Below are 21,749 nucleotides of genomic sequence, written 5' to 3'. Positions count from 1 at the left end.
GGTGCTTTGAGGAAGGATACATCATGGACGGCGCATACGACGATCGCGACGGCAAAATCTGGTTGGACGGTAAAATGGTCGATTGGCGCGACGCCAATGTCCACATCCTGACCCACGCCATGCACTATGCGTCATCGGTGTTCGAGGGCGAACGCTGCTACAATGGCAAGATTTTCAAAGGCCGCGAGCATTCGGAACGGCTGCGCAAATCGGCGCAATACCTCGACTTCGAAATCCCCTATTCCGTGGACGAGATCGAAGCCGCGAAATACGAAATGCTCAAGGCGAACGGCTGGACCGATGCCTATGTCCGTGCGGTCGCGTGGCGTGGTGCCGGCCCCGACATGGGTGTCTCGGCGGCGCGCAACCCTGTGCGTCTGGCCATCGCGGGCTGGGAATGGGGCAACTATTACGGCGACGCCAAGATGAAGGGCGCCAAGCTCGACATCTCGAAGTGGAAGCGCCCGTCGCCCGAAACGATCCCCGTACACGCCAAAGCGGCGGGCCTGTATATGATCTGCACCACCTCCAAACACGCGGCAGAGGCCAAGGGCTGTTCCGACGCGCTGTTCATGGACTACCGTGGCTATGTGGCCGAAGCGACCGGCGCGAACATCTTTTTCGTCAAGGACGGCGAAGTGCACACGCCACTGGCCGATTGCTTCCTCAACGGGCTGACCCGTCAGACCGTGATCGGGATGCTCAAGGAAAAGGGCCTGACCGTGCACGAACGCCACATCATGCCGGAAGAGCTGGAAGGCTTCGAGCAATGCTGGCTGACCGGCACCGCGGCCGAGGTCACACCCGTCGGACAGATCGGCGACTACACCTTCGAGGTCGGCGCGCTCACCCGCGAGATTTCGGAAGACTACGAAAAGCTCGTCCGGTCCTGACCTGCCCCATCAAAACAAACGGCGCGAGGGGATCTCCCCCCGCGCCGTTTTCATGTCCGCACCTGCGGTGCAGCACGTCGTATTAGTAAAGCGCGACCGGATTGATCATGGCCTGTACCGTGCCTTTGATCAGCGGCTGCCCGAGCACAAACATGAACTCTTGCACGCCTTCCGCGACCAGCGGTCCTGTGTTCATCGTCTCCAGAATATAGATGCCGTTATCCTTGAGCAGCGTGACATGGCCATAGAACACCTTGTCCCCCTCTTTCGGTGGAATGGCTTCTAGGCCCCATGTGTCTGCACCCACGGCCATCGGGTTCATCGACGCCATAAACACCGCGCCTTCGTTATTCAGCCCCGGTTCGGTGGACCCCCAGGCCGTCGGGTCGCTTTCCATCATGCCGTCGGTCCAGCCGGTGTGAAACAGCACGATATCACCTTCGTTTACCGTGATCTGCTGCGCCTCCATCGCGGCGGTAATCTCTGCCTCGCCAAAATGCTCACCGGCGGCCAACACATCTTTGCCCATGTGCTTGGCCATATCGATGATCACGGCGCGCCCGACCAAGGGCGGCACGGCATGCGTTCCCAATTTGGTCAGGCCGCTGATCGCCGAGATTTCCTTTTCGTCCAGGCAGTTATAATACATCCCGTCTTCGCCCAGATGCCCAAGCCCGTCCAACTGCGACCCGATACCGATCCAGGTTTGCAGCAGATCGTCGTTATAATTGCCCTCATAGCCAAAGGACGACAGCTTTTGGCCGCCGTGCTGGTTCGGCTGAACGACCTGAAGGCTCAGCGAACGGGGCGGGAAGGCAGGTGTATCCGGCCCGATCACGATCCCGAGCGGCATCGATTTGCCCTGCTTGATCAGCTTGGCGGCCTCCAACGTGCGCTCAGTCGAGATCAGGTTCGCCGATCCCAGCTGGTCGTCAGGGCCCCAATGCGAATGGTCACAGTCTTGCGCCCATGCGGCAGATGCCCCGACACCGATGGACAAGGCAGTTGCGATAATCTTGGTAAATTTCATCTTTCTTCCCTCCCAGAAAACAGGGTGCAGCACCGACGGGATACCCGCGGCTCCACACCCCAGAGGGTTAGGCTAACATGAAATTCAATCATGGCACGTAATTTCAACCGGTCAGCTGGGCGTCCCCTGTGGCGTGCTGCTGGCCTTGGATTTGGACCGATCCAGCCCCAACTGCCGTTCCCGCCAGATGATCGCGGCACCGCCGGCGATGACCAGACCCGCACCGATCAGGATCGCAGGCGTCGGGATTTCGCTGAAAAGCACCCAGCCGATCATCACCGCGAACAGCATAGAGGCATAGTCGAACGGGGCGAGCATCGACACCGGGCCAAACCGGTAAGAGGCCGTGATCATGATCTGTGATACCCCGCCGATCATGCCCGACAGGATCAACAGCGCCGAGACTTGCCAACCGGGGTTCACCCACCAAAGCGGCTCCCAGTTGATCACCATGCCTGCGGGCAGCGTGAGGAACGACAGGCAGGTCGCGGTGAGCGAGAAATAGAACACGATGGCCGCCGTGCTGTCGGTTTGCACCAATCGGCGCACGTGGATCTGGACAAGCGCGCGCATGATCGACGCGGCAACCACCATCATCGCCCCCAGCATGGCAAGCTGCGACACACTATCCCCGCCTACGGTAAAGCGGGGATACAGAACGATCAGCACGCCGATCAGCCCCACGGCCACCGCAGACAGTCGGAACACACGCACCTGTTCGCCCAGGAATATCGCGGCGAAGATTACCGTGAAAAGCGGCGTGGCATAGCCGATCGCGGTGACCTCTGGCAGGGGCAGCAGGCTAAGCCCGGCAAAGGTCAGCGCCATCGCCGTGGTCCCGAAAACGCCGCGCCAGACGTGGCCCATCAGATTGCTTGGCTTCAGCCCGTCGCGCAGGTCGCCGCTTTGCCATAGCCACAGGATGATCATCGGGAAGGCAAAGAACGACCGGTAGAACACGGCCTGGGCGGCGGGCACGGTGGCCGTCGCGATCTTGATGAGGGCCGCCATGACCGAGAACAGAAAGACCGCCCCCAGTTTAAGGGCGATGGCCCGGCCGGGGCGGTGCTCTGTCGTGGTGCTTTGCATGGCGCATGCTTGCGCCTGCAGGTTTCAAGTTGCAAGACCCCGCGTCAACTTGCACGTCGTATTCCCGCCAACATGCGGAAAATCCAAGCGTTCCGCGCGACTTAGCCGATGATGCCGCGGTTTTCGCCGACCTGACCGCGGTGCAACAGCATATGGTCAAGCAGGACGCAGGCCATCATCGCTTCGCCCACCGGCACGGCGCGGATGCCAACGCAAGGGTCATGGCGGCCTTTGGTAATGATCTCTGTGTCTTCGCCGGTCTTGGTGATTGTCTTGCGTGTGGTCAGGATGCTTGACGTCGGCTTGACCGCAAAACGCAGCACGATGTCCTGACCGGTGCTGATGCCGCCCAAAATACCGCCCGCGTGGTTTGACGAATAGACAGGGCCGTCGGGGCCCATGCTGATCTCGTCCGCGTTCAGCTCTCCGGTCAGCATGGCGGCGGACATGCCTTCGCCGATCTCCACGCCTTTGACGGCGTTGATGCTCATCATCGCGGCGGCAAGATCGGTGTCGAGCTTGCCATAGACCGGCGCGCCAAGACCCGCGGGCACGCCGCGCGCTGTCACCTCGATGATCGCACCGACGGAGGATCCGGATTTACGCAGACCGTCCAGATACGCCGCCCACTCTTCTGCCGCTTTGGCGTCGGGCACCCAGAACGGGTTCTGTTCGATCTGGTCCCAATCGAAGGCATCGCGGTCGATCTTGTGCGGGCCCATCTGCACCATGTAGCCGGTGATCTGCACATTCGGCGCAATCGCCTTGATCGCTTCGCGCGCAAGGCCACCCGCCGCCACACGCGACGCGGTTTCACGTGCCGAGGACCGCCCGCCCCCGCGATAATCGCGGATGCCGTATTTCTGGAAATAGGTGATGTCGGCGTGACCGGGGCGGAACTTGTCCTTGATGTCGCCGTAGTCCTTTGACCGCTGGTCGGTGTTCTCGATCATCAGCTGGATCGGCGTGCCGGTGGTGACGCCTTCGAACACGCCCGACAAGATCCGCACCTCATCCGCCTCGCGGCGCTGCGTGGTGTATTTGTTCTGGCCGGGTTTGCGCTTGTCCATCCAGTGCTGGATCATCTCTTCGGTGATCGTCACACCGGGAGGGCAGCCGTCCACCGTGGCCCCCAAAGCAGGCCCGTGGCTTTCGCCCCAGGTGGTCACGCGGAAAAGATGGCCAAAGCTGTTGATCGACATGGGCGGTGCTCCTTTGGCGGTGATCCTTAACGGGGGCTGCACCATGCCTCAAGGGGTTTCACCTTGCGCGCGGGCGACAGGCGTTCTACCGATAAGATACCTCGGGGGGCCTGACAGGCTGAGATGTGCGCGCACGGACCCGTTGAACCTGAACCGGTTAACACCGGCGGAGGGAAGGTCTGGATACACCTCCAACGCTTTCTGACGCCGCATTTTGGAGGATGCCATGAAGTATCTTACACTTGCTGCCACCACGCTTTTCGCCACGCAAGCATGGGCCGATACGCCCGAACTGGTGGTCTATACCTACGACAGCTTTGTCGCCGAATGGGGCCCCGGCCCCGTGATCGAAGCGGCCTTCGAGGCCGAATGCGCCTGCGATCTGAAATTCGTCGGCATGGGCGATGGCGCGGCGCTGCTGGCGCGGCTCAAGCTGGAAGGCGCGCGGTCTGACGCCGATCTGGTGCTGGGGCTTGATACCAGCCTGATCGCGGGGGCCAAGGAAACAGGGCTGTTCGCGCCCGCCACAGTGAACGCGGATTATGACCTGCCGGTCACATGGGAGGATGACAGCTTTGCCCCCTATGACTGGGGCTATTTCGCCTTTGTCCATAACGCTGATCTGACCCCGCCCGCGAATTTCCGCGCGCTGGCCGACAGTGACCTCAAGATCGTGATCCAGGACCCGCGGTCCTCTACCCCCGGTCTGGGCCTGCTGATGTGGGTCAAGGACGCTTATGGCGACGAGGCCCCTGCGATCTGGGAAGGTCTGGCGGATAACGTCGTGACCGTGACCAAGGGCTGGTCCGAAGCCTACGGCCTGTTTCTTGAGGGCGAAGCCGACATGGTGCTGAGCTATACCACATCCCCCGCTTACCACCTGATCGCCGAAGAGGACGCGACCAAAGCCGCCGCCGCCTTTGACGAAGGCCACTACATGCAGATCGAAGTGGTCGGCAAACTGGCGGGCAGCGACCAGCCCGAGCTGGCCGATCAGTTCATGCAGTTCATGGTATCGGACGCGGCGCAATCGGTGCTGCCCACGACCAACTGGATGTACCCCGCCGTCACGCCCCAAGGCGGGCTGCCCGAAGGCTTTGAGCAGTTGATCGAACCGGGCAAGGCGCTGCTGATCCCGAACGATGACGTGCCCGCCCTGCGCGAGGAAGCATTGGCCGAATGGCTCTCCGCACTGTCGCAATAAGCACGAAATCCGGCATCAGCGCCGCCGTTCTGGTTGCGGCGCTGATCCTTGCTGCGGTGGGGGCCGTGCTGTGGCGGGCCGAGTTCGGCAGCGGGCTTGGCCCGGCCGATTGGTCCGCGATCCGGTTCACCGTGCTACAGGCCGCGCTTTCCGCCCTGCTGTCTACCATGCTGGCAATCCCTGTCGCCCGCGCCTTGGCGCGACGGCGCTTTGTCGGGCGCGGGCTGCTGGTCACGCTGCTGGGGGCACCGTTCATCCTGCCGGTGATTGTCGCCGTGCTCGGGGTGCTTGCGGTCTTTGGCCGCGCGGGCTGGCTCAATGCGGCGCTGGCGGCGGTCGGATTGCCCGGCATCACGATCTACGGGCTGCACGGCGTGGTGCTGGCGCATATCTTTTTTAACCTCCCGCTGGCCACGCGGCTGTTGTTGCAGGCGTGGCAGACCGTGCCCGCGGAACGGTTCCGGCTGGCCGCACAGCTTGGCCTGACCCCGCGCGCGGTATTCCGCAGCATCGAGCTTCCCCTCCTGCGGCAAATCCTGCCCGGCACCGCAGCGTTGATCTTTGTGATCTGCCTGACCAGCTTTGCCGTCGCGCTGACCCTCGGCGGCGGCCCCCGCGCCACGACGATCGAGCTTGCGATCTATCAGGCGTTCCGTTTCGACTTTGACCTGAACCGTGCAGCGCTGCTGTCGCTGGTGCAGCTTGGGCTTGCGGGCAGCACCGCCGCGCTGGCGCTGTGGATCATCCCCGCGATCAGTCTGGGCGGCGGGCAGGACCGACCCCTGCACCGCTGGGACGCACGTGGTGGGCTGCAACGGTGGCTCGACGCGCTGTTCATCACGTTGGCGGCGGGGTTTCTGCTGCTGCCCCTGACCTCGGTCGTGCTGCGCGGGGTGATCGGCCTGCCGCAAATGCCCGCCAGCGTGTGGCAGGCGGCGGGCACCTCACTCACCGTGGCACTGATTAGCGTGGTGGTCTTGCTGGCCTTGGCCCTGCCCCTTGCCGGATGGATCGCGACCCGCGCCCGCGGCGGGGTAGAGGCCGTGGGCCTCTTGGGTCTAGCCGCCTCTCCGCTGATGATCGGCACCGGCTGGTTCATTCTGATCAACCCTGTCGCCAGCCCCTTTGCGCTGGCCCTGCCCGTCACGGCGCTGGTCAATGCGCTGATGGCCCTGCCCTTCGCCCTGCGTATTCTGGTGCCCCGCCTGCGCGACACGGTGCAGATCTATGGCCGGCAGGCGCAGATGCTGGGGCTGAGTGGATGGCCGCTTTGGCGCTGGCTGATCCTGCCACGCTTGCGCCCGCAGATCGGCTTTGCCGCGGGGCTGACCGGCGCCCTGTCGATGGGGGATCTGGGGGTCATCGCCTTGTTCGCCGACCCCGACAGTGCCACCCTGCCACTGCAGATGTACCGGTTGATGGGGGCCTACCGGATGGAGGCCGCGGCCGGTGCGGCCCTGATCCTGCTGGCGCTGTCGCTTGGGATTTTCTGGATATTCGACAAGGGAGGGCGCTGGCATGCTGACGCTTGAGACCGCACAGATCACCCAAGGCAGCTTTACCCTGCACGCCGACCTGACCCTTGCGCCCGCGCAGACCTATGCGGTGATCGGCCCCTCGGGTGCGGGAAAATCCACCCTGCTGGGGGCGCTTTGCGGGTTCATTCCGCTCAGGTCCGGCAGGCTGCTGTGGCAGGGCAAAGACATCACCCAAGCCGCCCCCGGTGCACGGCCGATGACGATGCTTTTTCAGGACAACAACCTCTTTCCCCATCTCAGCGTGATGCAGAATGTGGGGCTGGGGCTGCGCCCCGACCTGCGGCTCGGCACCGCGGACCAAACCCGTGTACACGAGGCGCTTGATCGCGTCGGGCTGCAGGGGATGGCTGCCCGCAAACCTGCCGAGCTTTCCGGCGGGCAGCAAAGCCGTGTGGCCCTCGCACGGGTGCTGGTACAAGCCCGTCCGCTTGTGCTGCTCGACGAACCCTTTGCCGCACTTGGCCCCGCCCTGCGCAACGACATGCTGGATCTGGTGGCCGCCCTCGCCGCAGAGACCAAAGCCGCGTTGATCATGGTCACCCACGCCCCCGAGGACGTGCGCCGCATCGCGGATCAGGTGATCTTTGTCGAAGCTGGCACTGCACATCCGCCGCAGCCTGCCGCAGCGCTGATGGACAACCCGCCCGACGCGCTGCGCGCCTATCTGGGGTAATCAGAAAATAACGGCGTAAAAGGTCAGCGATGTCAGCAGGATTGTCAGATACCCCAGCAGCACATAAAGCCCGTCGCGGGTGAACAGACCAAAGGCAAACAGCGCCACCGTCCCGCCCCCGAAGGACGACGCGAAGGGCACGAATTCAAGCAAGGGCCAACCCACAGGCAGGATCACGCAGGTCACCAACGTCAGCAGACGCATCGGGCCTGTCGTCAGAAACTGGAGCCTTTTGCCCGAGTGGCGATCAAAAAACGCCGCGGGCTTGCGCAGCCACCGCACGCAGAACAGCAATCGGGATGACTTGACCTCCCGGCGCAGCAGGAACTGCGGCAACCACAGACGTTTGCGCCCATAGACCGCCTGCGCCGACAGCACGATGATCACCATCGCCATGAAACTGGACACACCAAAGACACCGGACAGCGGCGACACCAACAGCAGCGCGGCCAGCAGAATGAACGGGAGCAGGGACCGCTCTCCGAATTCGTTCAGCACATCGTTGATCGTGACCGTCTCGCGGCTGGCCGCTTGTTCCATCCCGTCCAGCAGATGGGTGAGGCTACGCTCCTCGATATTGTGCATATACCCCCCAAAGGTCAGCTGTCTTGTGCAAGCAATGCCGCCAGCCCGGCCCGATAGGTGGGGAACTGCGGTGCCCAGCCTAACGCCTGCTTGATACGGTCGTTCCGAACCTTCTTGCTTTCCGCGTAAAAGCTGCGGGCCATGGGGGTCATATCGGCCTGATCAAAGGGGATCGCGGGGGGCACGGGCAGGCCAAGCAGCGCTGCCGCGTGGGCGATCACGTCTTGCGGCGGCGCGGGGTCATCGTCGCACAGATTATAGACCGCGCCCGGGTCGGGCCGCTGCAAGGACAGCTCAAGCGCTTGGGCAATATCCTCGACATGGATCCGAGAGAAGACCTGCCCCTGCTTGATGATCCGCCGCGCCGTTCCGGCCCGCACCTTGGCAAAGGGGCCGCGTCCGGGGCCATAGATGCCTGCGAGGCGAAAGATATGCAGCGGCAGATCGGGGATCGCCTGCCACCGTGCCTCTGCCGTGACACGGGCGCGTCCGCGCTTGGTCGATGGTGTCAGCGGCGTGTCCTCGTCCACCCAATTGCCGTCGTGGTCACCGTAAACCCCTGTTGTCGACAGGTAGCCGACCCACCGCAGATCGGGCGCGGCGCGAATGACCGCATCCTCGACCGCATTCAAAACCGGATCGCCTGCGCTGTCCGGTCCGGCCGAGACGAGCACATTGGGAAACTGCGCGATCAACGCCCCCAGATCGGCCCCCGGCCAGACGACGGGTTCAACGCCTGTGTCCGCGATGGCATCTGCCTTGTCGGGGCTGCGCGTGGTGCCGATGATGCGCCAGCCCTGCGGCACCAGCCGTGCGGCAAGGGCGCGCGCGCTAAAGCCATGCCCAATCGACAGCAGCGTTTTCTCCATGAGGCGTCCTTTCTATGTGGTGGCGGTCCGGGGCAAGGCGATCCGCTGCCCTTCGGGGACCAATGCATTCATCTGCGCGATATGTTCCGGCAGGCATTTGGTCAGGAAGTCGTACGTCTGGACCACATGCGCCCGCGCCGCAGGCCCCAGATGCGCATAGGCCGCCGGATTGCCCAGCACATCCGCCACCTGATCGCCCAGCGCGTCGGGATCGAAGAAATCGCATAGCAGACCGGTTTCGCCGTGGGTAATCGCCTCGCGCACGGGGGCCACGTCAGAGCCGACAATCGTCGCGCCCATCGCCATCGCCTCGAGCAGGGACCACGACAGCACAAATGGCATGGTCAGATAAAGGTGGCAGCGGCTGATCTGAATAACCTTCTGGTAGTCCTCGTAGGACAGCTTGCCCAGAAAATGCACCCGTGACCAATCGACGTGCTTGCCTACCTCTGCCTCCATCTCGGCGCGCAGACCCCCGGGGTGTTTGCTTTTGCCGCCATAAGAGGTGTCGTTGCCCCCTACCACCAACACCCGCGCATCGGGGCGTTGCTTCAGAATGCGTGGCAATGCGCGCATGAACACATGAAAACCCCGCGTGCGTTCAAGGTTGCGCGACACAAAGGTCAGCACCTCGTCATCCTTGGTCAGGGCGCGATCCATCCGCCCCAGCTTGAGCGTCACCGCCGGATCGGGGCGCAGCTGGTCCGTGCGTATCCCGTCGTGACAGACATAGAGCTTGCGGTGAAAGCTTTGCGGAAAACGGTCGCGCTGCCAGTAGGTCGGGCTGAGCCCGACATCGACAGTTTCGATATTGGCCAGCGGCACGGCATTGCGCGCGTGCAACAGAAACGGGGTATTCTCGGTCACCGGGTCTTCGGGGTCGAACCCCACAGGGCCGCCGGTATCGCTGTAGTAATACTCGAAGAAGCCGATGATCGGGACATCGGGCCAGATCTGCTTGAAAAACGTCAGCTCCCCCCAGCCCACATGCCCCACCACGATATCCGGCTTGAACCCTTCGCGGGTCTCGATCTGTTTGGCCGCGCGGGCGGCCCCCAAGCCGTTGCCAGTCGATTCCTCCCAGTTCTTCGACAGCCCATAGGCAGTCTCTGCCGGTCTGTGATGCGCCTTGTAGACCCGTGTCTCGACGCCATCAAAACGGGGCGGATTTTTGCGTTGGGTCAGGAAATAGATCTGGTGTGTGCGTTGATCGGCCAGCCATTGCACCAGCTCGCGGTATTGGCCGGGCATATTCTGGTGCACAAACATGATCTTCATGGGGTCGCCTTATGTCCTGTCGGTTGCAGACAGTTAGCCCAGTCAGCACGGACAGTGCAAACGCCACGGCGCTGGACGGCTCTGGCTTGAACCTCGGGCGATCTTCGTGTCAACGTCAGGTATGAAAGAACACACATTCCCCTCGTGGCCCGATGTGGCCGATCAACTGGTCGCTGTTGCGGCAGGACGCAGTGCTGCGGATACGATTATCACCGGCGGTATCTGGGTCAACGTGCACACGCGCGAAACCCTGCCGGACCATGATATCGCGATCAAGGCGGGGCGCATTGCCTTTGTCGGGCCGGACGCCAGCCATTGCAAAGGCGACACGACCAAGGTGATCGAGGCAAAGGGCCGCTATATGATCCCCGGCCTGTGTGACGGGCATATGCACATCGAAAGCGGCATGCTGACACCGGCGGAATTTGCCCGCGCCGTGATCCCCCATGGCACCACGTCGATGTTCACCGACCCGCATGAGATCGCCAATGTGCTGGGGCTGGAAGGCGTGCGCATGATGCATGACGAAGCCCTGATGCAGCCGGTGAACATCTTCACCCAGATGCCGTCCTGTGCGCCATCCGCCCCCGGTCTGGAAACCACCGGCTTTGAAATCACGGCAGAGGATGTCGCCGAGGCCATGCACTGGCCCGGCATCATCGGTCTGGGCGAGATGATGAACTTCCCCGGTGTGACCGCGGGCGACCCCAAGATGCTGGCCGAGATTGCCGCAACGCAACGCGCGGGCAAGACCGTGGGCGGGCACTATGCCTCCCCCGATCTGGGGCCCGCCTTTGCAGCCTATGTGGCGGGCGGCCCTGCGGATGATCACGAGGGCACCTGCGAGGCGGATGCCATTGCGCGGATGCGTCAGGGGATGCGGTCGATGATCCGGCTGGGGTCCGCGTGGTATGACGTGGAAACACAGATCACCGCGATCACCGAAAAAGGGCTGGATTCGCGCAACATGATCCTGTGCACCGATGACTGCCATTCCGGCACCTTGGTCAATGACGGTCATATGAACCGCGTGGTGCGCCATGCCATCGACTGCGGCTGCGATCCTTTGGTCGCGCTGCAAATGGCGACGATCAACACCGCGACCCACTTTGGGCTGGAACGCGAGATCGGATCGCTGACGCCCGGGCGGCGGGCCGATGTGATCCTGACCTCTGACCTCGAAACGCTCCCCATCGAGACGGTGATCGCGCGGGGGCAGATCGTGGCCGAGGATGGCGCGTGTCTGGTAGACTGCCCGCATTACGACTGGCCGCCCCATGCGCGGCAGACCGTCAACATGGGCAAAGCCCTTGGCGCGGATGATTTCCAGATCACCGCTCCTGCGGGGGCCAATGCCGTCACCGCCAATGTCATCGGCGTGGTCGAGAATCAGGCCCCCACCCGCGCGCTGAAATTCGAGCTGCCGGTGACCGAAGGGCGCGTGCAGTCCACGGGCGAAGTGTGCCAGATCGCACTGGTCGAACGGCACCGCGGCACCGGCACTGTGGTCAACGCGCTGGTCTCGGGCTTTGGCTATCAGGGGCCGATGGCGATGGCGTCCACCGTGGCGCATGACAGTCACCACATGATCGTGGTGGGCACCGATACCAAGCATATGGCGATGGCCGCGAACCGTCTGCGCGAGGTTGGCGGCGGGATCACCATCTTCAAGGACGGGGCAGAGCTGGCCATGGTCGAGCTGCCGATCGCCGGCCTGATGTCCGACAACCCCGCCTCCGAGGTCGCCGCCAAGACCGAAGCCATGATGCAGGCGATGCGCGACTGTGGCTGCACGCTGAACAACGCCTATATGCAGCATTCGCTTTTGGCGCTTGTTGTCATTCCCGAATTGCGCATCTCTGACCTCGGCTTGGTCGATGTGCGCAGTTTTGAATTTATTCCTTTGTTAGAGCCCGTTTCATGACCAGAATCCTTACCCCAGACGCCCGCCCCGCCGAACAGTTCACCGATGCCGCTGCCGCCGTTGCACGGCTGATCGAGCTATACAGCCAAGCGACAGGCTTCCTGAGCGCACATTTCCAGAAGGCGATGGACAGCGCCGCCCCGGAAACGCGGATCAGGGCCTTCTACCCCGAGATCCGGTTTACCACCTCCAGCTATGCGCAGGTGGATTCACGGCTGTCGTTCGGCCATGTGTCGTCCCCCGGCACCTTCTCGGCCACGATTACGCGGCCAGAATTGTTCAAACATTACCTGACACAACAAATCCGTCTGCTGATCGAAAACCACGGCCAGCCCGTGACCATCGCGGTATCCGACACGCCAATCCCCGTGCATTTCGCGGTCAGCAATGACGACAGCGTGACGATCCCGCAGGAAGGTGCCGCGGATTTCACCCTGCGCGATGTGTTTGACGTGCCGGACCTGAGCACAACCAATGACGACATCGTCAACGGCACCTATCTACCGCTGGACAACGTGCGCCCGCTGGCCCCCTTCACCGCGCAGCGCGTCGATTATTCGCTGGCACGGCTGACGCATTACACCGCAACCGATCCCGAACATTTCCAAAGCCACGTGCTGTTCACCAACTACCAGTTCTACGTCACCGAGTTCGAGGAATACGCCCGCGCCATGTTGCGCGACCCCGATAGCGGCTACACGTCCTTCGTCTCTACCGGCAATGTCGAGATTTCCGACGGCGACGCGCCGCTGCCTGCGTCGGTCAAGACTCCGCAGATGCCGACCTACCACCTCAAGCGCGCGAACGGGTCCGGGATCACGCTGGTCAACATCGGCGTCGGCCCATCCAACGCGAAAACCGCGACCGACCACATCGCCGTGCTGCGGCCCCATGCGTGGCTGATGGTCGGCCACTGTGCCGGTTTGCGCAACACACAGGCGCTTGGGGATTTCGTGCTGGCGCATGGCTATCTGCGCGAGGATCACGTGCTGGACGACGATTTGCCGGTCTGGGTTCCGATCCCCGCGCTGGCCGAGATCCAGATCGCGCTGGAGGACGCCGTTGAACAGGTCACCCAGCTTGAGGGCTACGAGTTGAAGCGGATCATGCGCACGGGCACCGTTGCCACCATCGACAACCGCAACTGGGAATTGCGCGATCAATCCGGTCCGGTGCAACGGCTCAGCCAGTCGCGCGCCGTGGCGCTGGATATGGAAAGCGCCACGATTGCGGCCAACGGCTACCGCTTCCGGGTGCCCTACGGCACGCTTCTATGCGTCTCGGACAAACCCTTGCATGGCGAGTTGAAGCTGCCCGGTATGGCCTCTGATTTCTACAAAACGCAGGTCGCACGACACTTGATGATCGGTATTCGCGCGATGGAACAGCTACGCGATATGCCGCTAGAGCGGTTGCATAGCCGAAAATTGCGCTCGTTTGACGAAACTGCCTTTCTCTAAAGGCCGAAATCGGCTGAAAATAGCATGTTTTCGCGGTTTCTTGCGACCTATTCGTTGTGTTCAGCCACAACATACCGTTACATTCTGCGCGTGAGGCCCTAATCCGGGCGGACGAAGGAGAAAAACAAGATGGCAACTAAACCAATGACAAAAACCCAGCTCGTCGCGGCTTTGGCTGAGGAAATGGGCGAAGACAAGAAAACAGCAAGCGCGGCACTGGACGCGGTTTGCGCGTTGATCACCAAAGAAGTCTCCGGCGGTGGCGCTGTGACACTTCCCGGCATTGGCAAAATCTACTGCCGCGAACGCCCCGAGCGTATGGTGCGCAACCCTGCCACCGGCGAACAGTTCAAGAAAGACGCGGACAAGGTTGTTAAGATGACCATCGCGAAAGCGCTGAAAGACAGCGTTAACGAATAAGACTGATCACAGTCTGTTCTGACAAAGGGTCGCCCACGGGCGGCCCTTTGCGTTTGGCGCAGGTCTGTGTTGCGATGAATGCGCTTGCCCCTGTCGGGCAACTGCGGAAGTCTCCGCCCACTGGAAAACCTGAAAGGCCCCCTCATGGATATACGTGCAATTCTCATGGGGCTGGCCTTCGCCGTCATGTGGTCCTCTGCCTTTACATCGGCGCGGATTATCGTCGCGGACGCGTCCCCTTTGATGGCTTTGTCGGCGCGGTATCTGATCTCTGGCCTGATCGGCGTGGGGGTCGCGCTGGCGCTTGGTCAGACGTGGCGACTGACGCCTGCGCAATGGCGGGCAACGATCATTTTCGGCGTGCTGCAAAACGCGGTCTATCTGGGGATGAACTTTGTCGCGATGCAGACCGTACAGGCGTCACTGGCGGCGATCATCGCCTCGACCATGCCGTTGCTGGTCGGTCTGGCGACATGGCTGTTTCTGGGGGAAAAGCTCAAGCCGTTGGGCGTCGCAGGGCTGATCGCCGGTGTGATCGGGGTGGCCATCATTATGGGCGCAAGGATCAGCGGCGGCGTCGATCTGACGGGGTTGGTGCTATGCGGCGTCGGTGTGGTCGCGCTATCAGCGGCGACCCTGCTGGTGCGCGGTGCGACCTCTGGCGGGAACTTCCTGATGGTGGTGGGTTTGCAGATGCTTGTCGGCTGCGTGGCGCTATCGATTGCGACCTTGCTGTTCGAGACGCCGCACATCAGCCCAAGCTGGCCACTGGCGCTGGCGTTCCTGTATACCTGTCTGGTGCCGGGGCTGCTGGCGACGGTGGTCTGGTTCTGGCTGGTCAACCGTATCGGAGCCACCCGCGCCGCAACCTTCCATTTCCTCAACCCGTTTTTCGGGGTGGCGATTGCCTGGCTATTGCTGGGCGAACCGCTGGGGGTTCAGGATATCATCGGCGTCGCCGTGATTGCCTTGGGTATTCTTGCGGTTCAGGTCTCGCGGCAGCGCAGGGCCTGACCTGCAAGCCAAGGGGTTGGGCGACAGGCGGGCGGTCACAGATCGGTGCGTCGGTGCATTACCCCTTTGAAAAACCCGCGCAGGCCCCATTTAATGTATCAAACCGCAAAGGAGCCTCGCATGCCGACCTATGAAAAGACCGACGCCGCCATTAACGCTCTGTCCCCCGAAGAATTCCGTGTCACCCAGCAGAACGGCACCGAACGGCCGGGCACGGGCAAGCTGCTTGATAACAAAGAGCCGGGCATCTACGTAGACATCGTCTCTGGCGAGCCGCTGTTCGCGTCCTCGGACAAATACGAATCCGGCTGCGGCTGGCCGAGCTTTACCAAACCCATCGAACCGGCCCATGTCGCCGAACTGCGTGACGCGTCGCTGGGCATGATCCGCACCGAGGTGCGCAGCGCCCATGGGGACAGCCATCTGGGCCACGTCTTCCCCGACGGTCCCGCGGATCGTGGCGGGCTGCGCTATTGCATCAATTCCGCCTCGTTGCGCTTTATTCATCGTGACGACATGCAAGACGCAGGCTATGGCGATTATATCAACCAAGTGGAGGATGTAGCATGAGCGAACAACGCGCAGTACTGGCCGGAGGATGCTTTTGGGGCATGCAGGACCTGATCCGCAAACGCGAGGGGGTTCTATCGACCCGCGTGGGCTATTCGGGCGGCGATGTGCCCAATGCCACCTACCGCGATCACGGCACCCATGCCGAGGCGATCGAGGTGATGTTTGACGACGACGTGATCAGCTATCGCGATCTGCTGGAACTGTTTTTCCAGATCCACGACCCGACCACGTTGAACCGTCAGGGCAATGACCGCGGGCTGAGCTATCGTTCGGCGATCTACTATGTCGACGAAGACCAGAAAGCCACGGCGCTGGACACGATTGCCGATGTAGAGGCATCGGGCATCTGGCCGGGCAAAGTCGTGACAGAGGTAGAACCCGTCAGCGATTTCTGGGAAGCAGAGCCCGAGCATCAGGATTATCTGGAGCGTATTCCAAACGGCTACACCTGCCACTTCCCGCGCCCCGATTGGGTCCTGCCCAAACGCGCGGCAGCAGAATAAACGCAAAACGGCGCAGCCCCTCGGGTTTGCGCCGTTTTCTTTTGTGCAGCGTCAGGCCGATGCGACCCTTGGCCTGCCTGTCGCCTCGACCGTCAGCAGCGCTTCAATAAAGACCTTGCGGCTTTCGACCTCTGCATGGCGGATGTCGCGTTGCACGTCGATCTGCACATCGACCACCCCCGCCGCCCGAGCCGCCGCCTCTGCCTTGTCGCGCAGGGTTGCCTCAAGCGTGCTCAGCGCCTGTGTCTGATCCGTGAAATCCTGCGGCCCGCCGGCCAGATACACCCTGAACCGCCCCTCTGCCGGGGACGTCACCGTGCCGCTTTCCCGCATGGTCACCCGCCCGACGACAGCGCCAATGGCATTGGCCACCGCGGCATTTTCGGGCAGGATCATCTGCGTGCCCAGCCGTTCCCCCACCGCCGGATAATAGGCCGCGGCAGAGGCCCCCAGCCCGATCACCGGCAGGTTCAACGCCGCCTCGATCCGCACAAGCCCCGCGTGCCCGCGCAACCCGCGCTGCAACAGCTGGTGGCGGGCCAGCGTTTCGGGTTCTGTATCAAAGGCGGGCTCTTCTTCCGCCAACGCCGCTTCCAGCATGGCCAGCGCGGTCTGTTCGGTCAGTTGATCCACAATGATCTGCGCCATAGCGGCAGGGTCAGGGGCTAGCATCTGCCCCGCGCCTGTGCGTCGCCGTCCAAACAACCGCAGCGCCTTGCCTGCGGCCTCTGCGTCCCACGCCGCGACCCGTCCCAGCACATGGCTTGCGTCCGATGGCGTAACGCCGGCCAGCTGGACCAAACCACGCTCTACCAGACGTTTCAGCGCGCCTGTCTCTATGCGGGCGCGCAGGATGTCGGCCATCGGGTGCAGCCCGTCACCAATACGGTCCAGCAGCATTTGTTCACGCGCCGAGATCCCCTCGCGCGGTTGACTGGCTACGGCACGCACAAAGCGCCCGTCATATTCGCCGGGGGTGGTGCTGCGCAGCTGCGCATCAAGCGCGGCATGAACCACCTCGGGTGCCTCCGTCGCGATGAGCGCAATGGGCAAGACCCGCTTGGGCCCCAGCGTCACCCCCCCTTGCAAGCCTTCTGTCAGGAAATGCACCTCGCTGTCGCCCCCCAGACCAGTGGTGCGCATGGCAACGGCCTCTACCATCGTGCGGTAGCTGCCGACGCGGGCCCCTGCGGGGTCGATCGCGGGCCGGCCATCGCGCAACAGGGCTACATCGGTGGTGGTGCCGCCAATATCGCTGACCAACGCACGGGCCGCACCGGTCATCCACCGCGCCCCCACGATCGAGGCCGCAGGCCCGCTGAGGATCGTTTCAATCGGCCGTTCCCGTGCCTGCGCGGCAGAGATCAGCGCTCCGTCCCCCCGCACCACCATCAGCGGGGCGGTGACGCCAATGTCGGTCAACACATCCTCTGCCCGCCCGATCAGCCGGTCGATCATCCCGATCAGCCGCGCGTTCAGCACCGCCGTCAGCGCCCGTTTTGGCCCGTTGAGCTTGGCCGACAGCTGATGCGAGGCCGACACGGGCCGCCCCGTCACCTGCGTCACCAAGGCGGCGACGCGTTGTTCATGGACGGGGTTGCGCGTGGCGAACTGGCTGGCGACGGCAAAACCGCTGACCTGTTCACGCTGCTCGGTCAAAAAGGAGATCAGCGCGGCTTCGTCCAGCGGGGCACGCTCTGCGCCTGCGTGGTCATGACCCCCGCCAAGGATCAGATAAGGGTCACCGTTCAGCGCCCCTGCCAGCCCGTGCGTCTCAAGATCCCGTTCCTTGAAGCCGACATAGATCAACGCGACGCGCCCGCCCTGCCCTTCGACCAGCGCATTGGTTGCCAGCGTGGTCGACAGCGACGCCATCGCCACCTGACCCGCTGAAACATCGGCCGCCGCCAGCACGCGGCGCACGGCCTGCCCCACACCAAGGGCCAGATCGGCGCGGGTGGTCAGCGCCTTGGCCGATGCGATCACCGTGGTTTCATCGCGGATCAGCACCGCATCCGTATAGGTGCCGCCCGTATCGACCCCAAGCAAAAGCGCCATTCAACTATCCTTGCACCGTTTGCCTAGGGTTTACCTGTTCCGGCGCAGCGGTCCAGCCCTGTCAGCCTTGGTTTTCGCGCAGACGGGCCACGGCCCATTGCGCCGCGTCGGCGACAGTCGCGTCCGGATCGTCCAACAAGCCCTGCGCCACAGGGGTCAGACGCGCCTGACCGGAATTGCCGATGGCATAAAGCACATTGCGAATGAACCGGTTGCGCCCGATCCGCTTGATCGGCGAGCCGCTGAACCGCAGACGAAAGGCCGCATCATCCAGCGTCGCCAGTTCTGCCAGATCGGGGGCTCCGACACCGCCGTGATAGCGCAAATCGCTCGCCGCGACGGCGAATTTGTTCCACGGGCAGGCGGCAAGGCAATCGTCACAGCCGTAGATGCGGTTGCCCATCTTGCTGCGCAGCTCTAGGTCGACCGGCCCGTTGTGTTCAATCGTCAGATAGGAAATGCAGCGCCGCGCATCCAGCTGATAGGGCGCGGGGAAGGCATTCGTCGGGCACGCCGTGAGGCAGGACCGGCACGACCCGCAGTGATCCACCTCTGCCGTGTCGGGGGTGAAATCCAACGTGGTGAAAATCGCGCCCAGAAAGGCCCAGTTCCCCCAGTCGCGGCTTAGCAGATTGGTGTGCTTGCCCTGCCAGCCCAGCCCCGCCGCCTGCCCAAGCGCCTTTTCCGGCACGGGGGCCGTGTCGACAAAGACCTTCACCTCGCAGGGTTCCTGCGCCACCAGCCATCGCGCCACCCGCTTGAGCCGTTTCTTTACGATGTCGTGGTAGTCGCGTCCCTGCGCATAGACAGATACGCCCGCCTTGTCGGGGTGGTTCAGCACCTCGGTCGGGTCGTATTCTGGGGTGTAGCTTTCGGCCAACATGATCACCGACCGCGCCTCGGGCCAAAGGGCGGCAGGGTTGCCGCGCCATGCCATACGGTCGGCCATCCACGCCATCTGCCCGTGATAGCCTGCATCGACGAAAGCCTGCAGCCGTTCGGGCACATCAGGCACCGCGTCGGGGCGGCAGATCCGGCAGGAGACAAAGCCTTCGTCCAGCGCCTGCGCCACCAACCGGCCCCGCAGGGAGTCCGTATCGGCAGCCGGTGTCACAGACATCGGGCGCGGCGTGGATCAGAAATCAAGGTCATTGTAATGCTTCGGCGGCGGGAAGCCCGGCACCTGATCGGCCAGCAACGACCGGAACGCAGGGCGGGACTTGATCTTGGCGTACCAGTCCTTGACCACGTCGGACCGGTTCCAGTCCACATCCGAGATATAATCGAGCGAGGACAGATGCGCCGCCGCCGCGAAATCGGCCAGCGTCATCACATCGCCTGCCAGCCAGCGCCGGTGGTCCAGCAGCCATGCCATATAGTCGATGTGATACTTGATCGCCTTAGCCCCGTCCTTGACGTTGCGGCTGTCGGGAAACCCCTGCTTCATCACCTTTTTGTTGACCCGTTCGTAGAGCAGCTTCGAGGTGACCTCGTCGTGGAACTTGTCATCGAACCAGCTGACCAGACGACGCACTTCAAGCCGCTGAACCGGATCAGAGGGCATCAGCGACGGTTCGGGGCGGGTCTCCTCGATATATTCGCAGATCGCGGCGCTTTCGGACATGATGATGCCGTCAAGCTGCAATACGGGCACCTTGCCCGCCGGATTGCGACGCATGAAATCTGGGTCTTGCTCCCAATACCGCTCTTCGACGCGTTCGACCTCGATCTTCTTTTCAGCGAGGCTCAGCCGGACTTTGCGGCAGAACGGCGAAAGCGGGACGTGAAACAGGCGAGCCATAAGGGGTTCCGGTACTAACAAACAGGGGTTTCATCCTCATGCCCGTCTTGGTTGGGTTTTTCAACTCTCGAAACAGGCTGCCCGTCCGTCCTTGCTGATTGTCGCCGCACCATCGCGGATCTGGGCACTGCGCTTGCGCACCGCGGCAGAGGGGCGCGCGGCCGAACGGGTTTTCGGCGACGGCAGGATCGCGGCCAGCCGCGCCGCTTGGGTTGCGGTCAGCTTGGCGGGAATCACCCCAAAGTAATGTTGCGCCGCGGCGTCGACACCAAAGATGCCTTCATCGAACTCGGCCACATTCAGATAGACCTCGATGATGCGCCGCTTGGTCCAGACGGTTTCAACCAGCGGCGTGATCCCGGCCTCAAGCGCTTTGCGCAACCATGTGCGGCCATGCCAGAGATAGACGTTCTTGACCGTCTGTTGCGACAGGGTGGATGCCCCGCGGTTTGATCCTTCGGCGATGGCGCGTTTGATCGCGGCCAGATCAAAGCCCCAGTGTTCGCAGAAATTCGCATCCTCCGCCGCCACGACAGACCGCGCCATGACAGGGGCCACGTCTTCCAGCGCGACCCATTGCTGGTCCACGCCCCCCAGCCTGCGGCCTTCGCTGAACATATAGGGGGTCGTCGGCGGGTTAATCACCGCGAACAGCAACACCAGGGCGATCAACAGGCCAAGCACGGCGAGCACCAGCTTGAACGCGCCCCGAACCACACGCCGCTTGAGCGACCGCAACTGCGCCGCAGGGGACGGGGTCTTGGACTTGGCTTTGCCCTTGGATTTGGAGGATGCGCGTTTTGCCATAGCCATCAGCTATATCGTGGCAATGGCTTATTGTGAACGGGCACTGCGGGCGGAAATCCCTTTTGCAAGATAGGCCCCGATCAACGCCGAGGCCTTGGGCGACGGGTGGGTGTTATCGCTGGCAAACAAGCTGGGATCCTGACGGTCGATCACTGTTTCTGAATCAAGGAATGTCACCCCCGGGGTTTGTGCCGCAAACCGCGCGATGCGGCGTTCCAGCAGAACCAGATCATCACGACAGCCCTCGAATGACCCTTTGCCGTTGCCTGCGTAATACCCCATCCACATCACCTGCGCGCCCGTGCTGCGCAAACGTGTCAGGAAGGCGGGGATTTCCCCAGTAGCGGCATCCGCCGCGATTAGCGTGTCGACAACAGGCGTGCAGGCCGCGCATTTGCAGTCGTTGAACCCCAGATCATTGGCCCCGCCGTTCACCACGATCCAGTTCCACCGCCCGCCGGGGTACTGATCCTGAATATCGAAACCGACAGCGGACAAGAGCGTGCTGTCATTGCTGAACTGCGCCCCGGGGACGGCCTTGCTGACCACATTGCGCCCGAGGCTGGCTGCCATCGCATCGGGGATCGCCTGATCGCTTGATCCGTTCCACGCCATGACGGAGTCGCCAATCACCAGAATATCGCCGCCGCCCTTGGGCGCAGCATCGGTACAGGCCGCAAGCGCGAGCCCCACCAGCAAAAGCGCCATCAGCCGGACGCGAGAGGTAAGTGTTTTGATCATCCCGTAACTATAGGCCGGTTGCGGCCCCGGTAAAGCGTGGGCGACGCACAAAAGAAATCGGGCGCGAGGTTTCCCCCCCGCCCGATC

Annotated in this window: 21 protein-coding genes and 1 riboswitch; of the genes, 10 read left to right on the top strand and 11 right to left on the bottom strand. The window is 62.8% G+C overall.

The window, feature by feature from the left end; all coding sequences use genetic code 11:
• Positions 1–23 precede the first annotated feature (23 nt).
• The gene (locus EE36_RS07470; protein WP_005850954.1) at positions 24–893 is read left to right on the top strand and encodes a branched-chain amino acid aminotransferase; all 870 of its coding nucleotides are present in this window, start codon (positions 24–26) and stop codon (positions 891–893) included.
• Positions 894–975: 82 nt separating this feature from the next.
• On the opposite strand, the gene EE36_RS07465 is transcribed toward EE36_RS07470, so the two are convergent.
• The 3 genes from EE36_RS07465 to aroC all read right to left on the bottom strand — a co-directional run bounded on the left by EE36_RS07465 (position 976) and on the right by aroC (position 4,214).
• Positions 976–1,923 carry a cyclase family protein gene (locus EE36_RS07465; RefSeq protein ID WP_005850953.1) on the bottom strand — a complete coding sequence of 316 codons (948 nt, stop codon included), beginning with the start codon at positions 1,921–1,923 and terminating at the stop codon, positions 976–978.
• 111 nt (positions 1,924–2,034) lie between these two features.
• Entirely contained in the window at positions 2,035–3,012 is a 978-nt protein-coding gene (locus EE36_RS07460; RefSeq protein ID WP_005850952.1) for a DMT family transporter, read from the bottom strand.
• Positions 3,013–3,113: 101 nt separating this feature from the next.
• Entirely contained in the window at positions 3,114–4,214 is a 1,101-nt protein-coding gene (gene aroC, locus EE36_RS07455; protein WP_005850951.1) for a chorismate synthase, read from the bottom strand.
• 92 nt (positions 4,215–4,306) lie between these two features.
• A riboswitch (TPP riboswitch) is annotated at positions 4,307–4,406 on the top strand.
• A 34-nt stretch (positions 4,407–4,440) separates the two neighbouring features.
• Between aroC and thiB the strand changes: the two genes are divergently transcribed.
• The 3 genes from thiB to EE36_RS07440 are packed head-to-tail and all read left to right on the top strand — an operon-like array spanning position 4,441 to position 7,629.
• Positions 4,441–5,418, top strand: coding sequence for a thiamine ABC transporter substrate binding subunit (thiB, locus tag EE36_RS07450; protein WP_005850950.1), 978 nt, complete (start codon positions 4,441–4,443; stop codon positions 5,416–5,418).
• Positions 5,394–6,950, top strand: a complete 1,557-nt coding sequence (locus EE36_RS07445; RefSeq protein WP_005850949.1) for a thiamine/thiamine pyrophosphate ABC transporter permease ThiP — start codon at positions 5,394–5,396, stop codon at positions 6,948–6,950. Before thiB ends, EE36_RS07445 begins: the two co-directional genes overlap by 25 nt.
• Positions 6,937–7,629, top strand: a complete 693-nt coding sequence (locus tag EE36_RS07440; protein ID WP_005850948.1) for an ATP-binding cassette domain-containing protein — start codon at positions 6,937–6,939, stop codon at positions 7,627–7,629. The genes EE36_RS07445 and EE36_RS07440 overlap by 14 nt, the downstream gene beginning before the upstream one ends.
• On the opposite strand, the gene EE36_RS07435 is transcribed toward EE36_RS07440, so the two are convergent.
• From EE36_RS07435 to EE36_RS07425, 3 genes are read right to left on the bottom strand one after another with little or no spacing between them, the layout of a single operon-like run.
• Positions 7,630–8,214 (bottom strand): exopolysaccharide biosynthesis protein, encoded by a 585-nt coding sequence (locus tag EE36_RS07435; protein WP_005850947.1) that lies wholly within the window; start codon positions 8,212–8,214, stop codon positions 7,630–7,632. It lies immediately after the preceding gene.
• Between the two features lie 14 nt (positions 8,215–8,228).
• The gene (locus EE36_RS07430; RefSeq protein WP_005850946.1) at positions 8,229–9,083 is read right to left on the bottom strand and encodes an SDR family oxidoreductase; all 855 of its coding nucleotides are present in this window, start codon (positions 9,081–9,083) and stop codon (positions 8,229–8,231) included.
• Between the two features lie 12 nt (positions 9,084–9,095).
• Positions 9,096–10,361 carry a glycosyltransferase family 4 protein gene (locus EE36_RS07425; protein ID WP_005850945.1) on the bottom strand — a complete coding sequence of 422 codons (1,266 nt, stop codon included), beginning with the start codon at positions 10,359–10,361 and terminating at the stop codon, positions 9,096–9,098.
• 121 nt (positions 10,362–10,482) lie between these two features.
• Here EE36_RS07425 and ade point away from each other — a divergent pair, with 121 nt between their 5' ends.
• The 6 genes from ade to msrA all read left to right on the top strand — a co-directional run bounded on the left by ade (position 10,483) and on the right by msrA (position 16,255).
• A complete protein-coding gene (gene ade / locus EE36_RS07420; protein WP_005850944.1) occupies positions 10,483–12,285 on the top strand; it encodes an adenine deaminase in 1,803 nt (600 codons plus the stop codon).
• A complete protein-coding gene (locus tag EE36_RS07415) occupies positions 12,282–13,745 on the top strand; it encodes an AMP nucleosidase (protein WP_005850943.1) in 1,464 nt (487 codons plus the stop codon). Before ade ends, EE36_RS07415 begins: the two co-directional genes overlap by 4 nt.
• A gap of 129 nt (positions 13,746–13,874) precedes the next feature.
• Complete coding sequence (locus EE36_RS07410; RefSeq protein WP_235183739.1) at positions 13,875–14,165, top strand: HU family DNA-binding protein; 291 nt, start codon at positions 13,875–13,877, stop codon at positions 14,163–14,165.
• Between the two features lie 144 nt (positions 14,166–14,309).
• On the top strand, positions 14,310–15,179 hold the full coding sequence (locus EE36_RS07405) for a DMT family transporter (protein ID WP_039911731.1): 870 nt from the start codon (positions 14,310–14,312) through the stop codon (positions 15,177–15,179).
• A 120-nt stretch (positions 15,180–15,299) separates the two neighbouring features.
• Entirely contained in the window at positions 15,300–15,749 is a 450-nt protein-coding gene (gene msrB / locus EE36_RS07400) for a peptide-methionine (R)-S-oxide reductase MsrB (RefSeq protein WP_005850940.1), read from the top strand.
• A complete protein-coding gene (gene msrA / locus EE36_RS07395; protein ID WP_037942922.1) occupies positions 15,746–16,255 on the top strand; it encodes a peptide-methionine (S)-S-oxide reductase MsrA in 510 nt (169 codons plus the stop codon). Before msrB ends, msrA begins: the two co-directional genes overlap by 4 nt.
• A 51-nt stretch (positions 16,256–16,306) precedes the next feature.
• On the opposite strand, the gene EE36_RS07390 is transcribed toward msrA, so the two are convergent.
• The 5 genes from EE36_RS07390 to EE36_RS07370 form a co-directional block, all read right to left on the bottom strand.
• A complete protein-coding gene (locus EE36_RS07390) occupies positions 16,307–18,313 on the bottom strand; it encodes a hydantoinase/oxoprolinase N-terminal domain-containing protein (protein WP_005850937.1) in 2,007 nt (668 codons plus the stop codon).
• Between the two features lie 61 nt (positions 18,314–18,374).
• Positions 18,375–19,433 carry a tRNA epoxyqueuosine(34) reductase QueG gene (gene queG, locus EE36_RS07385; protein ID WP_005850936.1) on the bottom strand — a complete coding sequence of 353 codons (1,059 nt, stop codon included), beginning with the start codon at positions 19,431–19,433 and terminating at the stop codon, positions 18,375–18,377.
• A 15-nt stretch (positions 19,434–19,448) separates the two neighbouring features.
• A complete protein-coding gene (locus tag EE36_RS07380; protein WP_005850934.1) occupies positions 19,449–20,114 on the bottom strand; it encodes a glutathione S-transferase family protein in 666 nt (221 codons plus the stop codon).
• 60 nt (positions 20,115–20,174) lie between these two features.
• Complete coding sequence (gene mtgA / locus EE36_RS07375) at positions 20,175–20,921, bottom strand: monofunctional biosynthetic peptidoglycan transglycosylase (RefSeq protein WP_005850932.1); 747 nt, start codon at positions 20,919–20,921, stop codon at positions 20,175–20,177.
• Between the two features lie 27 nt (positions 20,922–20,948).
• A complete protein-coding gene (locus tag EE36_RS07370) occupies positions 20,949–21,662 on the bottom strand; it encodes an SGNH/GDSL hydrolase family protein (protein ID WP_039911725.1) in 714 nt (237 codons plus the stop codon).
• Between the last annotated feature and the right edge of the window lie 87 nt (positions 21,663–21,749).

It is taken from the genome of Sulfitobacter sp. EE-36, from assembly GCF_000152605.1.
In the GTDB taxonomy this organism is placed as follows: Bacteria; Pseudomonadota; Alphaproteobacteria; order Rhodobacterales; family Rhodobacteraceae; genus Sulfitobacter; species Sulfitobacter pontiacus.
This window is presented reverse-complemented; position numbering and strand designations above follow the sequence as displayed.

What these genes read in the sequence shown, in the direction of transcription:
- EE36_RS07380 (WP_005850934.1), bottom strand. Translation starts at nt 20,114, where the DNA reads ATGGCTCGCCTGTTTCACGTCCCGCTTTCGCCGTTCTGCCGCAAAGTC.
- queG (WP_005850936.1), bottom strand. Translation starts at nt 19,433, where the DNA reads ATGTCTGTGACACCGGCTGCCGATACGGACTCCCTGCGGGGCCGGTTG.
- EE36_RS07445 (WP_005850949.1), top strand. Translation starts at nt 5,394, where the DNA reads ATGGCTCTCCGCACTGTCGCAATAAGCACGAAATCCGGCATCAGCGCC.
- aroC (WP_005850951.1), bottom strand. Translation starts at nt 4,214, where the DNA reads ATGTCGATCAACAGCTTTGGCCATCTTTTCCGCGTGACCACCTGGGGC.
- EE36_RS07415 (WP_005850943.1), top strand. Translation starts at nt 12,282, where the DNA reads ATGACCAGAATCCTTACCCCAGACGCCCGCCCCGCCGAACAGTTCACC.
- EE36_RS07440 (WP_005850948.1), top strand. Translation starts at nt 6,937, where the DNA reads ATGCTGACGCTTGAGACCGCACAGATCACCCAAGGCAGCTTTACCCTG.
- mtgA (WP_005850932.1), bottom strand. Translation starts at nt 20,921, where the DNA reads ATGGCAAAACGCGCATCCTCCAAATCCAAGGGCAAAGCCAAGTCCAAG.
- EE36_RS07435 (WP_005850947.1), bottom strand. Translation starts at nt 8,214, where the DNA reads ATGCACAATATCGAGGAGCGTAGCCTCACCCATCTGCTGGACGGGATG.
- msrA (WP_037942922.1), top strand. Translation starts at nt 15,746, where the DNA reads ATGAGCGAACAACGCGCAGTACTGGCCGGAGGATGCTTTTGGGGCATG.
- EE36_RS07470 (WP_005850954.1), top strand. Translation starts at nt 24, where the DNA reads ATGGACGGCGCATACGACGATCGCGACGGCAAAATCTGGTTGGACGGT.
- ade (WP_005850944.1), top strand. Translation starts at nt 10,483, where the DNA reads ATGAAAGAACACACATTCCCCTCGTGGCCCGATGTGGCCGATCAACTG.
- EE36_RS07425 (WP_005850945.1), bottom strand. Translation starts at nt 10,361, where the DNA reads ATGAAGATCATGTTTGTGCACCAGAATATGCCCGGCCAATACCGCGAG.
- EE36_RS07410 (WP_235183739.1), top strand. Translation starts at nt 13,875, where the DNA reads ATGGCAACTAAACCAATGACAAAAACCCAGCTCGTCGCGGCTTTGGCT.
- thiB (WP_005850950.1), top strand. Translation starts at nt 4,441, where the DNA reads ATGAAGTATCTTACACTTGCTGCCACCACGCTTTTCGCCACGCAAGCA.
- EE36_RS07465 (WP_005850953.1), bottom strand. Translation starts at nt 1,923, where the DNA reads ATGAAATTTACCAAGATTATCGCAACTGCCTTGTCCATCGGTGTCGGG.
- EE36_RS07390 (WP_005850937.1), bottom strand. Translation starts at nt 18,313, where the DNA reads ATGGCGCTTTTGCTTGGGGTCGATACGGGCGGCACCTATACGGATGCG.
- EE36_RS07430 (WP_005850946.1), bottom strand. Translation starts at nt 9,083, where the DNA reads ATGGAGAAAACGCTGCTGTCGATTGGGCATGGCTTTAGCGCGCGCGCC.
- EE36_RS07460 (WP_005850952.1), bottom strand. Translation starts at nt 3,012, where the DNA reads ATGCAAAGCACCACGACAGAGCACCGCCCCGGCCGGGCCATCGCCCTT.
- EE36_RS07370 (WP_039911725.1), bottom strand. Translation starts at nt 21,662, where the DNA reads ATGATCAAAACACTTACCTCTCGCGTCCGGCTGATGGCGCTTTTGCTG.
- msrB (WP_005850940.1), top strand. Translation starts at nt 15,300, where the DNA reads ATGCCGACCTATGAAAAGACCGACGCCGCCATTAACGCTCTGTCCCCC.
- EE36_RS07405 (WP_039911731.1), top strand. Translation starts at nt 14,310, where the DNA reads ATGGATATACGTGCAATTCTCATGGGGCTGGCCTTCGCCGTCATGTGG.